This window comes from Terriglobia bacterium (assembly GCA_020072815.1).
GTDB lineage: Bacteria > Acidobacteriota > Terriglobia > Terriglobales > Acidobacteriaceae > Angelobacter.
Genome location: JAIQGE010000011.1, coordinates 131888 through 147333 on the forward strand (window position 1 = coordinate 131888; position 15446 = coordinate 147333).

A 15446-nucleotide genomic window follows, 5' to 3' on the forward strand; every position below is an offset into this window, starting at 1 on the left:
GGAAACGGTAGGTTGCAATTTGGTGATTCGCAGAAGGGTCGCGAATGCGCGGCCCTTCTTCTTCGGGTTGACCGCCCGTGAGGTTACAGGTACGCTTCACGACATAGCGATGAAAAGAAAATCAAAGGCCCGTAAACGCCAAAAGTCAACACTAGAGTCGGCCGGGGTTTCTACAACTCTCCGTTTGCCGCTCTCGAGCGACCATGCTGAGTCCCTTTCGGGCTTGCCCGCAGGCTTTGCAGAACTAACGCTTTCCTACTATGAACAGATCACTAGTGCGATCAGACGGAATGCCCACCACGACCATCGTCGCGCGTTGCTCATCGATTTTCTTCGGAGAGCTTTTGGAATTGAAATTGATGAGGTAGAGCTGGAGTTGAAGGTTAAAGCAGCTGAGGCAAGAGGCCGAATTGATGCTTTCTATAAGTTCGTAATTTTCGAGCTAAAAGTTGACATTAATAAGGAGCGAGCCGATGCACTTAGAGAGCTCAAGAAATATTTCGAGTCGCGGCGTAACCCCGCCGACTATGTTGCTGCCGTAACTGATGGTTTGAATTTTGAGGTTTACGATTATGACCAATCTTCGAAACAACCTACTCTACTAAGGCCATTCCAAATAGACCCAGAGAAGCCAGAAAGCGCCTATCTGCAATTGGATGAACTGCTGGCGGCCGGAACTAAAGTTTTCCCTACATCCGATGATATTGTGGGCAGATTTGGACTTACAAGTACAACTTTCGTTAGGGCCAACAAACAGCTTCATGAGGCATTTTCTGCCGTGGAGCATGACAGCTCAGTCGCCGTCAAATTCAGGGAATGGAATGCTCTCCTGTCAAAAGTGTACGGTAGCGCAATAGGCGATGTAAGTCTGTTTCTCCGTCATACGTACCTGACAATTCTGTCCCGCGCGATTGTAAAGATGGCTCTATTCCCTCGGAGAAGGCACGAAGAAACTGTTTATCGTGATCTTTTAACCGGCCAATTTTTCCGAGACCAGAGCATATTGAATCTTGCAGAGCCCGACTTTTTTAGCTGGGCGTTAGACACTGCTTCGGAAGCACAATTTAGCGAGGTGTTTCGTGGTATCTTCCGCCGTTTGGAAGAGTTTGATTGGAGCCGCTTAGATGAAGATCTGCTCAAGATGCTTTATCAGGAGTTAGTTGACCCGACAGATCGAAGCGCGCTTGGCGAGTACTACACGCCCGACTGGTTAGCCGAAATGATGTTAGACGATGTAGGTTATTCCGGCGGTTCATTGCTCGATCCTTCCTGCGGCTCAGGTACATTTCTTTTTTGCGCTGTTCGAAAACTTCGCAAGCTGGGAATGTCGGGCAAGAAACTGATTGAATTCGCAACCCACTCTATTATTGGCCTCGATGTCCATCCAGTTGCGGTTCTCCTGGCCAAAGCCAACATTCTTCTCGCGCTAGCCCCGGAACTCATTGAACATCGGGACTTTGACATCCAGTTGAGCGTCTACATGTCCGATACTCTTTTGACTGAAGAGAAGAAGAGCAAGCATTATCTTGGCGTTCCTGACGGAATGGGAAGAGAGTTTGCGATTCCCCTAAAGAGCGTCGAGCTTAATCGCGACCTAGATCAGATCATCGACCAAATGTCTATTTATGCACAGCGTGCTGTGGGTTCAGAGAAAATGTTCTCTGCTGCACAGAAAGGCTTTCAAGCAAAAATTAGAGACCTTTCCATGGAAGAAGCGAATCTCTGGCTTCTAAATTTTGACCTGATGGTGAAATTAGTGGCAGATCGGCGAGACACTGTTTGGGCATTCATCCTTAAGAATGCTTTTCGTCCGGCCTATCTCCGGCGCACCAAAGTGGACCTTATCATTGGCAATCCCCCTTGGCTGTCCTACCGCGATATTGCAGAAAAAGCATACAAGTCTAGAATTCGCGACTTGACATTCGGGTATGGCCTGTTGACACCCTCGGAGCGTCATCTGTTCACGATAATGGATACGTCAACACTTTTTTACGTGCACTGCGAAACGGAATTTCTAAAGCCGCGCGGAAAAATCTCCTTCGTGATGCCCAAGGCGACGATTGTTCCCTCAAAGCAGCATGCACTCTTCCAGACGAGGGGTTTCAGCCGTATTCACGATCTAAGCAAAGTGACTGTGTTGGGAAACATCAATCAGCATTTCTTCAATATCAAGTCCTGTGTAGTCACCTCAGCGACTCACTTGTACAAAGATTTCATTCCGGCGGTTGAATGGTCAGGGCAACTCCCACGAAAAAACATGAGCTTGGCAGCTGCGAGCCGATTCCTGGAGCGAAAAAATGTTCGGCACGCGATAATCCGGACCGGTCATTCCAGATCACCTTACTTTGCCAGGGCGTTCCAAGGTGCCACAGTAAGCCCACATTGTCTATGGTACGTCCAGCCCGACGATTCCGGACCGTTAAACGTGAACAGGCCCCTCCTTCGCACCCAGGACTCGGCTTATCGGCTCTGCAAAGAACCACACTGGAAAATCAGAATGCGAGGAGTTGTAGAGAAGGAATTGCTCTTCGCAACGGCCCTGTCGGATGACTTGCTTCCATTCTTTGTGCGAAATCTGGAGCTGCTCGTGTTGCCTGTCGTTATCGATAATAGTCACTTCTCGATGATGGAAAGTGACGAACTCTTGGGAGCAGGATTCGAAGCTGGGTCCGAATGGGTGCGCAAAGCCGAAGCCATTTATGCGAAGAGATCCAAGGACAAGCTGATGTCGGCGCAGCAGCGAATAAATTTTCAGAAACTCTTGACAGCACAGGATCCAAGAGCCGAGCACATCGTTCTATATAACAAATCAGGCACAAATATTTGTGCGGCTTATCTAAACATTAAACAGAGTATCCACATTGGCGAGCTGGAAGCCGCGGCGTTCGTAGCTGAACGAGTCACCTATCGCATTTACACTCAAACCGAGGAAGAGGCGGCGTATCTGGTAGGTGTTTTGAATAGCGCCGTGGTAAATGATGCTATTAAGCCGTACCAGACAGTAGGTGTCTTTCACGGCAAACGAGACATTACCAGGCGCCCATTTGAAGTGTGCCCGATTGAGGTGTACGACGAAGACAATAGTCTGCATCGGGAAATCGCCCGGCTCTCATTGTCGGCATGCCGAACGATGGCAAAGTGGGGTCCTAAACTGGAGGGCACGTTGGCTCAAGTTCGTGCGGAATCAAGAAGGATTGTGCGCAAGGAGATTGCGCAGATAAACACGCTGATGCAGAGGATGTTCAAGTTGGCAAAAAGTGAGAGCATCGTCGAAGATACTATCGACCAGAACCCCCTTTTCGGCATGTCCACAGACTAACGGCAGTTATCGTACTATTGGGTACCAAGCTTTGTACCGACTAGCCCGCAAGAGAATCTCACCGTGCGCCCCCATGCGTTTCACCGAATCAGCACAGCCGTAGTAATGGGATCCGATGTTATCCCTCTGGTTTGATCCAGTGCGCTTCGCTTCGCTGCGCGCCTGGCCTGCGGCGCAAGGAGAAACCGCGCCTGTGATAGGTTTTTAGGACGATGAACTATTTCGCGCTTGCAAAAGCGAATAAAATACGATAAACTAGCGACTAGCTTCTAGCCTTTGGCAACTAGCTTAAAGCTTGGAGCCCGAAAATCTGACCGCCCAGGCGGAACGCTGAACGTTCTTTGAAAACCAGCTTTGAAAACCAGAAAATCGCGTCCGCGGAATAAGGACGCTAACCCTGCAAGGAATCAGCGAGTTAGCCGTAAAATTTACTTACTGGTAAACAGTTGGGTGACCGTTGGGTCGAATGCAATAACTCCCTTTGTTTGCAATAAATGCACAGAGGGAGGGGTGGGGGGTAAGGGAGATTGCCAAAATCGCCGGAATTGCCAAAATCGGGTAATTGAAAACCGGCGGTCGCTCCTGACATCGCTGAAACCTACGCCAAATTGGGATGCGTCGCGTAAGTCCTTTAGACGTTGGGATGACCAGGGAGGGGTAGGGGCGGGAAGAATCGCTGTGATCGCAACGTGATCGCCGGGATCGCACGTGATCGGAAAGAAGAGGTCTCACCGCAGAGGACGCAGAGGTCGCAAAGGAACCAAGGAACCCTACAATCGCCAAACCCACGCCAAATTGGGATGCGTCGCGTAAGTGCTTTAGACCTTGGGATGAAGAGGGAGGGGGTAGGTAAGCGCGCGCGGCCATCCCTTTCCAGGATGGCCGCACCACGCTCGCTCTTAGAAAGCCAGCTTCAAGCCGAACTGAATCTGTCTTGGTGAATCAGCCTGCGAGAACACCAGCGGCTGGCTGAGTTGGCTGGCGCTGGTCGGCTTGATGCCTTTTAAGCCAGTAAACGGACCGTTGATCAGGTTGACCGTCTGTCCGTTCACCAGCTTGACCGTCGGCGCGAAGCCGTTGACGTCAAACACGTCATTCACCTTGTTGAAGTTGACGTGGTTGAGCAGGTTGGTTCCCTGCACGATCAGGTGGAGCCGCACGCCGCGGTCGCGCTGAATGTACACAGCTTTCTGGAAACTCATGTCCAGGGTGTAGTAACCGGCCCCGCGGTTGTTGTTGCGCGAGGAACCAAACGGCATGGCATAGTTGGAATCGGGGACAATGCCGTTGCCGCCCAGGTTCAAGGGCAGCGTCGCCAGGCTGGGCGTCCGCACCGAGAAGGGCAGACCGCTGCGCATGGTCAGGATGGGCGAGAGTGTGATGTCCGACAGGATCGTCGCCAGCGCGCCCTGTCCGTTCTTGAACGGCGTTGTGTACACCGCGTTGGCGGTGAAGATGTGCGGAATATCAAAGACGGACACCGAGCGGAACAGGTCCAACCGGTTGGGCCGGAACCAGTTCTGGAAGCTGGCAAAGTCAATGGTGTTGTCCAGGGTCTTGCTCCAGGTATAGTTGGCCTGGAACTGCAGCCCGTGACTCATTCGCTTGGTGAGCGAAGCCGTTAATCCGTGATAGATGGAGCTGCCGTTGGAAGCGTAGGTGGTGTGCTGGACCTGGCCGGTCGCGAAAGTATAAAGCGGTCCGCCCGTCAGGTCTTTGCAGGTAACCGGATTTGCTGCGCCGGCGCATGCGGCAGAACCCACGGGAATCTCTTTGTAGGCCGTCTCCACCGGCATCTGCAAATGGACAGCGTGATACATGATGTAGCCCAGTTCCAGTGACAGGTTCTTCACCAACTGGCGGTCAATGCTCAGGCTGGTCTGGACGCTGTACGGGTTCTTGTAATTGGGCGCCACGCTATAACCCACGGAAGCGCCGGGGGTGGTGATATCAATGCCGACCGCGGCGTAGTCGGCGGGAGTCAGATGTCCAAAGGGCAGTTCGCCTTTGGCCAGTCCCAGTCCCCACAGTTGGGCCACTCTGGGATCCGTGGGGCTGAGTGCAAGGAATACCTCATTGATGTACTTTCCCGTTCCATCCAGCAGAGAGCCGTAGGAAGGAATGAGAACGTCAATGGGCGCCACGTAGATCCCGCCTCCGGCGCGGATGACGGTTTTCTGGTCGCCGGTGGCGTCCCAGGCAAAGCCCAGGCGCGGTGAAACGTAGAAGCTGGTGCCCAGAGGTGAAGGCTCGCCATCAACGTCCAGCCGGACGCCGGCGTTCATGGTCAAGCGCGAATTCAGCTTCCAGGTGTCCTGGACGAAGCTGCCGAAGTAGTGTCCCCAGCCTTTCCACACAGGATTGTTGAACCCGGCGATGACGTCCGCGGGTATGCCGAACGCGAAGGACTGAGGTCCGCTCAGGTTGGTGCTCAGTGGTCCGGTGGCGGCCAATCCGTTGGTCAGGTTAAAGCCGACCAGTTGCGCCTGCACCGCCGCCGGCGCCAGGGAGATCAATGGAATGGCGCCATCTCTGAAATCGAACTCAGGATTGAACCAGAGATGGTTTTCCACGAAGTAGTTGGCCGGACGGTAAGAGGCGCCAAACTTGAGAGAGTGCGCGCCGCGGATCCAGGTCATGTTGTCTTCAAATTGAAAACGTTGCTGGTGGGCCAGATAGGGTAACAGCGCCGGGCCGCCGAAGGTGGAAGTGCCGCCCGGTCCGGGAGCGCCCAGGCTGCCGATTCCCAGATTGATGCCGTTGTTGGCGAAGGGCACGGCTTCTGAGCGGTTACGAGGCACCACCTGGACCAGCAACTGGTTGAGCAGGTTGGGCCGGATGGTGCGCGACCACGATGCAAGGATGCTGAAGTCCCTCACGTGCAGGGCGTAGCTGTCTGGCGAGGCATTGGTGATGCCGTCCTGCGGCGAGGTGAAATCGTTGTGGACGTAGATGGCGCGCAGATTGATCGAGTCCCTGTCGTTCGGCTGGTAATCCGCGCGGACGATCGCGTTGTGCAGCCTGTCCGGGCTATTGAAGATTCCGTTGTCCCGGGTCAGGATGGTGTTCAACGCCGGGCTGTTCAGCGGGCTCAATCCCGGCGTGATTCCGTTGGCGAAGCCTATCAGAAACGGGTTTCCGGAAGCCTTGAGAGCGTTGATGTAGCAAAGTTGGTCCGGGGATTTGGCGGCAAACTGCGCGGCACAGTTTGTTCCCAGGCCGGGCGCGCTCAGGCCCAGCACCGTGGGCTGGCTCAGGACGCTGGCGTTGCCAAAGTTCGGAGTATCGGTCCGTTGGTATTCGTAGGAGCTGAAGAAAAACAACTTGTCTTTTACCACCGGACCGCCCAGCGACCCGCCGCTGTACACGCCCTGGCTGAACGCTTTGGGGAAGCCGGAGATGCCGTTGATGAAGTTCTGCGCTTCCGTGTTCTGGTCGCGGAAATAGCCGAACAGGTCGCCGTGCCACAGATTGCCTCCGCCCTTGGTCACGATGTTGATGGCGCTGCCATCGGTAAATCCGAACTCGGCGGCAAACCCGTTGCGGTTCACCTGGTACTCCTGGATAGCGTCCACGGGAAGGTTAGTGATCCGGTACTGGCCGGTGCCGTATTCGTTCTCACCGCCGTCAATCGTCGAGAGGTTGTTGCGGCCGTTGCTGCCGCCAATGGAAAACCCCGTGGTCAGGAACCCGGTAAATCCGGGATTCTGCGTGCGCGGAGCTTCTGAGTTGGATACGCCGGGCAAGGTAAAAACGTCATATGTAAAACTGCGGTTGATATTGGGCAGTTCTTGCACTTGGAGAGTGTTAATGGTGTTGGCCTGCTGCGTCTGCTCGGTCTGGATGAGCGGAACGTCCACGGCGGTAACCTCGACGGTTTCGCTCACCGCGCCCAGATTCAATGAAGCATTGAAGACCAGGCTCTGGCCAACCGTCAGCACAATGCCTTTGGCAACTTCTCTCTTGAAGCGGGCAGCCTCAAAGCTGATCTCATACGTACCCGGTGGGACCGCCAGTATTTGATAGCGGCCGTCGGCGTCGGTTTTGGCTGTCTTCTTCAGCCCCGTGGCGGTGTTGGTAGCCACCACACTTGCGCCGGACACCACCGCGCCCTGGGGATCGGTGACGGTACCGCGAAGCGTAGCGGTGGCATAGTCCACCTGGGCCAGGGCCGTCACACATCCCATGACAAAAACCAAAATACCCAGGACTACAGGCTTGAAGAGACGGGAGACTTGCAGGCATACACAAGAACTTTGGTGGCGCATCGGGGGACCCTCCTTGTGGCGACCTTACGAGAACCAGTGGTCTGCGCGGGCGACACTATAGCATGAGGGCGCTTGGCCAATGAATCTTAAAATGTTAGGGGTTGGCCTTAATCCCGCTGCGCGACCCCAGCCTGCGCTTTTTCAACTGAAGGTGGGGCGATTCCAGGAATGGTCGCCGACCAAGGATTTCAATGACCAGGAAGCCCCCTGGCCCACTCGATTTCTTCCGCAAATTTCTTCCTGAGCTCTTCTGCATTCACTCCTTGTTCTCTCATCTTCCGCAAGCTCAAGGCGTCATGGCGCTTGGCCAGGCGGACGTTCTTTTCGTCGCGCAGCAGCGGGCAATGAAAATACTTGGGCGTTGAGTACTGGAGGGCTTGAATCAACAGAAGCTGGCGCGCCGTCGACCGCAGCAGATCAGCGCCGCGGACAACTTCCGTTATGCGCATCAGTTCATCGTCCACCACCACGGCGAGCTGGTAGGCGGGAATGTCGTCGCGACGCCAGACCGGGAAGTCAGCGAAGTCGCGTCCGGCAACAAACGTTCGCCGGCCGAAATATTCGTCAGTGAAAGAAACCGGCTGGCCGTCGGGGACCAGGAAGCGCCAGCTTACGCCGGCCGGCGATTCGTACTGCCGGGCGGTGGGCAATTTGTCGCGACAGGTTCCGGGATAGGGAACTTCATCGTCAGGATCTGGCGGCCCAGGGCTGGTGGCGCCTGCTGGGTGCGATGGTTCATGCGGCGCGGAGAGCGCGCGCTCCAGGTCTTTGCGCGAGCATGTGCAGGGATAAATGAATCCGCCGTCGCGCAGAGTGCGCCAGGCATCGAGATAAAAACTGCGGCGCTCACTCTGCGAATACGGGCCGTACATCCCGCCGATGTCCGGGCCTTCGTCCCAATCCAGGCCCAGCCAGCGCAGGTCTTCGTACATGGCTTGAACAAATTCCGGACGGCAGCGTTGCTGGTCCAGGTCTTCATTGCGGAAAATGACGTTGCCCGCGGCGGCGCGGGCCCGCTGCCAGGCCACCCAGAAGGTGCGGGCGTGGCCCATATGCAGATACCCGGTGGGTGAAGGAGCCAGGCGGCCCCGGTAGAAATTCAGCACAGTGTGTGCGGCTGCCGGCCGCGAATGATTACTTGGGCTTTACTGCAACCACTTCAGGCGGCGCCTGCGAACCGTCGGCTTTCTTGAGATCGGTCAGCGCAACTTGCACCTCGTCAGTGTTGGTAAGCAGGTTGATGCGATGCAGGTTGTTGGTCCCGGCCACGCCAACCCAGAGCGTGCTGCCGTCCAGGGTGATGCCTCCGGACAGGGCTTCCGTGCCTCCGCCGGCAAAGGGGATGGCCGTGGGTCCGCTGCGGTTGACGACCGTGGATATGACTTTGTTGATGCCCGCCGGCAGCACCACGATCGGATTGAAGATGCTGGTGGAGACCAGCAGCTTGCGCGCGGTAAACGCTCCCAGCCCGAAGTCCAGGAATTGATTGCTGTGGGTGACGGTCGGGGGACAGAAGCCGCTGGCGGGGAGACCCACGGTGAGGGAATCAACGTCCAGCCCGGTTGAGTTCACGGAAACGAAGGTGTCATTGTCCTGGAATGCGCCCACCAACTGCGGCGTCGAGGTGGAAGGCGCGTTGGCCGCCAGCGAGTTGTCGCAGACGTTGACCACCTTCAATCCCAAAGAATCGGCGAGAAACGCGAATGGCCCGGAGGCGGTGGTGGCGGAGCTGAAGGCGTTGCCGCCTACGGACAATTTCTGCAGCGTCAGGAAGGGAGAAAACACGTAAACATTCTGGGGGTTGCTTCCCGCGGTGATGTACGCCTTGGCCCCGTCGTTGGTAAAAGCTGCCGCGTTGGCGCCAGGCAGAATGAAAGTGGTCACGGTGTTGGCGGTAACGTCATAGACGAATAGCCGGTGGTGCGTCGGGTCCGGTTCAAACGCCGCGTTGGACATAATCAGCCGGTTTCCGTCCGGAGAAATTGCCAGGATGGAGCCCGTCGCGTTGGTGGTGAGCGTGGTCACCCCGTTGGTGGTGGAGTCCAATTTGACCAGGCCTTGGGTGGTGCCTAAATAAGCAGTGCTCCCGTTTTGAATAAACACCATGGAGAACAAGCCGCCAGGAAGAGTGACGGTGGGACCTGCGACCGGCGGGTTCTTGCTGGTGTCAAATGGAATCAGCGCGGTGGAAGAACTGCTGCCGACGTACACGGCGGTTGCCGGGCCGGCGCCGGTGACAAACACGCTAAACAAGTTGCTATAGACCGGCTGATTAATGCCGGCGCCGCAGACGGGCGGAACACAAACCGCCAGCAGGCCCGCCCCGCCCGGAGACTCCGCGGTAATGGTGGCGCCGGAGCTGGGTCCGGTCACCAAAACGACTTCCTGGTTGTTGCTGAAAATGGGCATGGGCGCACCCAGCGTGAGCACGCCATTTTCGTCCACCATGTCCGCCTGGATAAGCCTGGTTTCAGTGAGGGCCATGGTGGCCTGTTCGGTCGGGGTGCCGACGTCGCCGTTCACGTGCAGGACGATCTGCGTCGGCATGCAGGTCTTGAAGTTGGTGGCCGGGGAGGTCGTGGTCCCCACGCTGGCTACGATTCCCGCCAGTCCTGGCGCCGATGCTGTGGCTAAGCCGTTGGGGTCAACATTGACCACGGAGGAATTGGTGGACGACCAGGTGAAATCGCCGATCTTGCCGGAAATTTCCGCGGCGCCCGGCCCGCACGGTGGGCCCGCGTCATGCGGCGTCACCGCGGTGGAGCAGGCATGCGGCGTGAATTGCTTGGTCAGCTTGGTGGAAGTGCATCCGGACACCGGGTCCACCACAACCGAAGTCACCACCGGGTGAACGGAAACCGTTACCGGAGCGCTGGTCACTCCATTGGCCGTGGCGGTAAGGGTGGCGATGCCGGCCAGAGGATTCCCGACGGAGTCCAGACCGTTGCAGACGACAAAGGTGGAGTCCCAAACTCCGCCGCATACGTCCCCTTTGGGCGAAACCGTAACCAGCTTGGGATTGGAAGTGTTGATGGTGAAGTTCGGCGCGGGCGAGACGGCGGTGCCGGAGGCATTCAACGCGCCGGCAGCGACTGCAACCACCTCGCCGGCGACCACCGACAGGGAAGCAGGTGAGAGCGTCACCTGGACCACAGTCTTGTTCGTGTTGGAACTGCCGCCGCAGCCGGCCAGGGCCAGCGCCGCTAACGCGATCGGTAAAACTCTAGTTGCAAGCCGCAGCCGCATACCACCTCAGCACCTTTGGAGTTGTGTGGACGATTATCTAGTGTAGATTCTCGCCGGGTTTTGTTCAACACGCCAGTCACCAGAGACTGATGCTCGCCGGGTCCACGGCGCTTGCTGGCTCTCGCAATCACGGTGGCTCCCCTGCGCAGAGACGAGGCGCTTATATATAATGATGAACAGGCACACCTCTACCCCGTTCTTCCCATGGAGAATGCGCCAGGGCAGGTCTTCTTGCGCGGAAATTTGGCTCTTGGCGCAAAAAGGCGCGATTGCCGCCGAACAGGTTAACTTTCCTGGTTCCGGGTTACGAGCGCGTGGGCGCGGCCAGCGGGCAATATTGACGGGTGCTTGGGAACCTTGTTATATTAAACAGGTTCCGCGAGTGCAACTTATCTTGCTGTGAGTCGTGAGCTTTAACGTAGTTTTTGCCCGAGGATTCCATCCGTTTGCAGGGCATACCTCGCTGAAAAGGCCCGCGCTACCTTCCCCGTGAAGGGTATGCGGACCAGGGAAAACGAAACGGAGCGCCCCCGGATTCCGGCTCGGCGCCACCGTCGCGACCCAACCATCGAGAAGGTAAGTTCTTGAGAATCTTCCGCTCTTGAGAAGCGGAATCATGGCTGCGCGCCTCATGCAGCCAGCCCGCAAAAGTGGGTCAACGTACAGGCTGCGCGCGCGTGGACAGTTGTGCGCCTGCGCCAGGCACGAGAGCAAGAAGGTAAGAAACTAGCGGGTGAAGTGCGAAGAGAGCGCCGGCCCGCGCGAACGGAGCACGAGGGCGAAGCAGCGGAGCGTTGCGGAGCCCTAGAAGAGAAGCCACTTATGCCGACATTTAATCAGTTAGTGCGGAAGGGCAGAACGGCGCCCAAGTACAAGACGGCAAGCCCGGCGCTGCAGGGTTGCCCGCAGCGTCGCGGAGTGTGCACGCGCGTTTACACCCAGACGCCGAAGAAGCCGAACTCGGCGCTGCGCAAAGTGGCCCGCGTTCGCCTGACCAACGGAATTGAAGTTACGACCTATATCCCCGGCGTGGGACACAACCTGCAGGAGCACTCGATTGTGTTGATCCGCGGAGGCCGCGTGAAAGACCTCCCCGGTGTGCGCTATCACGTGGTGCGCGGAACGCTGGACGCAACGGGCGTCGCCAACCGCAAGCAGAGCCGGTCGAAGTACGGAGCCAAGAGGCCGAAGTAGATTGCCAAAATTTGGTAATTGCCAAAATTGCCAAAATTGAAAACCAGGGCGGCCGTGTGACGCGCACTTTCGGCGATTTTGGCAATTCTGGCAATCTTGGCAATTCTGAAATTCGTGAAGGATTTGAAGTTGAAACAAGGAATTTGAAGGACTGAACAAAGATGCCTAGAAAAGGACACATTCCGAAGCGGGAACCCATCGCGGACCCCATTTACAACTCTTCGCTGGTGACCAAGTTCATCAACGCGATGATGTGGGGCGGCAAGAAATCAACGGCGCAGGGGATCTTCTATCAGTCGATGGAAAACCTGCAGTCCAAGGGCGGCGATGAGGCCATCAAGCTGTTCAAGAAGGCGGTGGAGAATGCCAAGCCGTTGCTGGAAGTGAAGACCCGGCGCGTCGGCGGCGCCAACTATCAGGTGCCGGTGGAAGTGAATCCCGACCGGCGCACCTCGCTGGCCATCCGCTGGATCGTGAGTTACGCCCGCGGGCGCGGGGAAAAAGGCATGGTGGAAAAGCTGACCAATGAGCTGCTGGATGCGGCCAACGGACGCGGCGCCACCATCAAGAAAAAGGAAGACGTGCATCGCATGGCGGAGGCCAACAAGGCCTTTGCGCATTACAGGTGGTAAGAGAAGCGGCCTCTAGCTAGTAGCTACTAGCTAGTAGCTACAAACAGAGACCGGGAGAACGAAGAGTACCTCGGCCCCAAAAGCGAATTTCGCAGAATTGAAGATTTACGGAAAATGCCCCGACAGGTCCCATTAGATCGTTGTAGAAACATCGGCATCATGGCCCACATTGACGCCGGCAAGACCACTACGACTGAACGCGTCCTCTTTTATACCGGCATCACGCACCGCATTGGTGAAGTGCATGAAGGCACCGCCACCATGGACTGGATGGAGCAGGAGCAGGAGCGTGGCATCACCATTACCTCCGCCGCCACCACCTGCACCTGGCGCGATTGCCGCATCAACATCATTGATACTCCGGGCCACGTGGATTTTACCGCTGAAGTGGAGCGCTCGTTGCGCGTGCTGGATGGCGCCGTCGCCGTATTTGACGCCGTGCACGGCGTGGAGCCGCAGTCGGAAACCGTTTGGCGCCAGGCCGATAAATACGGCGTCCCGCGGATTTGCTTCATTAATAAGATGGACAAAATGGGCGCCGACTTTGAGCATGCAGTGGACACCATTCGCAAGCGCCTGAACGCCCGCCCCGTCGCCATCCAGATTCCCATCGGACAAGAAGCCAAGTTCAAAGGCGTGATCGACCTGGTCGACATGAAGGCCATGGTGTGGAATGACGAATCTCTGGGCGCCAAATATGAAGTGGAAGAGATCCCAGCCGAGCTAAAGAAGAAGGCTGAGGCCTTCCACGCCCAGCTGGTTGAGTCCGTGGCGGAGCATGATGACGAGCTTCTGCACAAATTCCTGGAAGGCGAGACCATCTCCGCGGAAGAGCTGCGGGCGTCGCTACGCAAGAGCGTGATCGCGTTGAAGCTGTTCCCGGTGCTGTGCGGCACGGCGTTCAAGAACAAAGGCGTGCAGACCCTGCTGGACGCAGTGGTGGACTACCTGCCCTCGCCGCTGGACATTCCGCCTACCCAGGGCCACGACCCTGACCATCGGGAAAAGGCGCTGGAGCGTAAACCGGCCGATAGCGAGCCGTTCTCCGGGCTGGCTTTCAAAATTATGGCGGACTCCTTTGTCGGCCAATTGGTATTCGTCCGCGTGTACTCCGGCCATCTCAAGACCGGAGACAGCGTGCTGAACACCACGCGCGGCAAATCCGAGCGCATCGGCCGCCTGCTGAAAATGCACGCCAACAAGCGGGAAGAGATCAGCGAGATCTACGCCGGCGACATCTGCGCCTGCGTGGGCCTGAAGAACGTGACCACCGGCGACACCATCTGCACGGAGAAAGCGCCGATCCTGCTGGAATCCATCACCTTCGCCGCGCCGGTGATTTCCGTGGCCGTGGAACCCAAGACCAAGAGCGACCAGGAAAAAATGGGCGTCGCTCTGGGACGCCTGGCGCAGGAAGACCCCACGTTCAAGGTCAACACCGACCCCGATTCCGGGCAGACCATCATCAGCGGCATGGGCGAGCTCCACCTGGAGATCATCATTGACCGCATGATGCGCGAGTACAAAGTGGAAGCCAACGTGGGCAAGCCGCAGGTGGCGTATCGCGAGACCATCCGCAAGCATGCCGAATCGGAAGGCAAGTACATCCGCCAGACCGGCGGCTCGGGCCACTACGGCCACGTCAAGCTGCGCATTGATCCCAACGAGATGGGCAAGGGCTTTGAGTTCATCAATGAGATCAAGAGCGGCTCGGTGCCGCGCGAGTTCTTCAAGCCCATTGAACAGGGCATCAAGCAGGCCATGGAAGGCGGCGTGCTGGCCGGCTACGAAATGGTGGACATCAAGGTCACGCTCTATGACGGTAGCTATCACGAAGTAGATTCCGACGAAATGGCGTTCAAGATCGCGGCCTCCATGGGCTTCAAGGAAGCCGCGCGCAAAGCTTCGCCGGTGCTGCTGGAGCCGATCATGAGCGTGGAAGTGGTGGTGCCGGAAGAGTTCATGGGCACCATCATCGGCGACCTGAATTCCCGCCGCGGACGCATTGAAGGCGTGGAACATCGCGCCGGATCGCAGGTCATCAAGTCGCTGGTGCCGCTGGCTGAGATGTTCGGTTACGCGACGAACATGCGCTCCAGCACGCAGGGGCGCGCCACGTTCTCCATGCACTTTGCCCATTACGATGAAGCGCCGCGCTCGGTGACCGAGGAGATTGTTTCCAAGGTGCAGGGCAAAAGCCCGGCCAGATAAGTTTTGGAACACGGATCCCAATACGTGATTGTTTGGGAATTTAGGGTACGGCAAGAGAACGAAGCAGAATTTGTGAAGCAGTATGGCCCCGATGGAGTTTGGGCCCGGCTATTCAGGCTGTCCGACGGATATCTTCGAACGGAGCTGAAACGCGATGTTGCTGATCATCTTTGCTTTCTTACGCTGGATTTCTGGCAGGCAGAAGAGGACTTCAACCGCTTCCGCCAATTGAACGCGGCCGAGTACCAGCGGCTGGACAAGGAACTGGAAGGTTTAACCGAACAGGAGACGCGCTTGGGCGCGTTCTGGATAACAAGCGAAGGCTAGAGGCTAAAAATATGGCAAAGGAAAAATTTGATCGCACCAAGCCGCACGTGAACGTGGGAACGATCGGGCACATTGACCACGGGAAGACGACGTTGACGGCGGCCATCACCAAGGTGTTGTCCAAGCACAACCCCAAGATCAAGTTCCGTTCGTTTGATTCGATTGATAACGCGCCGGAAGAAAAGGCGCGCGGCATCACCATCGCCACGGCGCACGTGGAGTACGAGACGCCCAACCGGCACTACGCCC

General features: G+C 57.0%; 10 protein-coding genes. 7 read left to right on the plus strand and 3 right to left on the minus strand.

What is annotated here, in order from left to right; translation table 11 throughout:
- The first annotated feature begins 19 nt into the window (after nt 1–19).
- Nucleotides 20–3319: an SAM-dependent methyltransferase gene (locus tag LAO20_15195; GenBank protein MBZ5532774.1), complete on the plus strand. Its 3300-nt coding sequence runs from the start codon at nt 20–22 to the stop codon at nt 3317–3319.
- An 899-nt stretch (nt 3320–4218) separates the two neighbouring features.
- Here the strand turns inward: LAO20_15195 and LAO20_15200 are convergent.
- From LAO20_15200 to LAO20_15210, 3 genes are all read right to left on the minus strand, one after another.
- Complete coding sequence (locus LAO20_15200; protein MBZ5532775.1) at nt 4219–7587, minus strand: carboxypeptidase regulatory-like domain-containing protein; 3369 nt, start codon at nt 7585–7587, stop codon at nt 4219–4221.
- A 188-nt stretch (nt 7588–7775) separates the two neighbouring features.
- Nucleotides 7776–8690: a tRNA glutamyl-Q(34) synthetase GluQRS gene (gluQRS, locus tag LAO20_15205; protein ID MBZ5532776.1), complete on the minus strand. Its 915-nt coding sequence runs from the start codon at nt 8688–8690 to the stop codon at nt 7776–7778.
- A 31-nt stretch (nt 8691–8721) separates the two neighbouring features.
- Nucleotides 8722–10833 (minus strand): Ig-like domain-containing protein, encoded by a 2112-nt coding sequence (locus LAO20_15210; GenBank protein ID MBZ5532777.1) that lies wholly within the window; start codon nt 10831–10833, stop codon nt 8722–8724.
- 822 nt (nt 10834–11655) lie between these two features.
- Here LAO20_15210 and rpsL point away from each other — a divergent pair.
- The 6 genes from rpsL to tuf all read left to right on the plus strand — a co-directional run.
- A complete protein-coding gene (rpsL, locus tag LAO20_15215) occupies nt 11656–12027 on the plus strand; it encodes a 30S ribosomal protein S12 (GenBank protein MBZ5532778.1) in 372 nt (123 codons plus the stop codon).
- An 11-nt stretch (nt 12028–12038) separates the two neighbouring features.
- Nucleotides 12039–12182 carry a hypothetical protein gene (locus tag LAO20_15220; protein MBZ5532779.1) on the plus strand — a complete coding sequence of 48 codons (144 nt, stop codon included), beginning with the start codon at nt 12039–12041 and terminating at the stop codon, nt 12180–12182.
- A 6-nt stretch (nt 12183–12188) separates the two neighbouring features.
- Nucleotides 12189–12659: a 30S ribosomal protein S7 gene (gene rpsG / locus LAO20_15225; protein MBZ5532780.1), complete on the plus strand. Its 471-nt coding sequence runs from the start codon at nt 12189–12191 to the stop codon at nt 12657–12659.
- A gap of 114 nt (nt 12660–12773) precedes the next feature.
- Entirely contained in the window at nt 12774–14870 is a 2097-nt protein-coding gene (gene fusA, locus LAO20_15230; GenBank protein ID MBZ5532781.1) for an elongation factor G, read from the plus strand.
- Between the two features lie 72 nt (nt 14871–14942).
- A complete protein-coding gene (locus LAO20_15235; GenBank protein ID MBZ5532782.1) occupies nt 14943–15197 on the plus strand; it encodes a hypothetical protein in 255 nt (84 codons plus the stop codon).
- An 11-nt stretch (nt 15198–15208) separates the two neighbouring features.
- Nucleotides 15209–15446: elongation factor Tu (gene tuf / locus LAO20_15240; GenBank protein MBZ5532783.1), on the plus strand; the 238-nt coding region annotated here is incomplete at its 3' end.

Coding starts and splice junctions, on each gene's coding strand:
- rpsG (MBZ5532780.1), top strand. CDS start 12,189: ATGCCTAGAAAAGGACACATTCCGAAGCGGGAACCCATCGCGGACCCC.
- LAO20_15200 (MBZ5532775.1), bottom strand. CDS start 7,587: ATGCGCCACCAAAGTTCTTGTGTATGCCTGCAAGTCTCCCGTCTCTTC.
- fusA (MBZ5532781.1), top strand. CDS start 12,774: ATGCCCCGACAGGTCCCATTAGATCGTTGTAGAAACATCGGCATCATG.
- rpsL (MBZ5532778.1), top strand. CDS start 11,656: ATGCCGACATTTAATCAGTTAGTGCGGAAGGGCAGAACGGCGCCCAAG.
- LAO20_15210 (MBZ5532777.1), bottom strand. CDS start 10,833: ATGCGGCTGCGGCTTGCAACTAGAGTTTTACCGATCGCGTTAGCGGCG.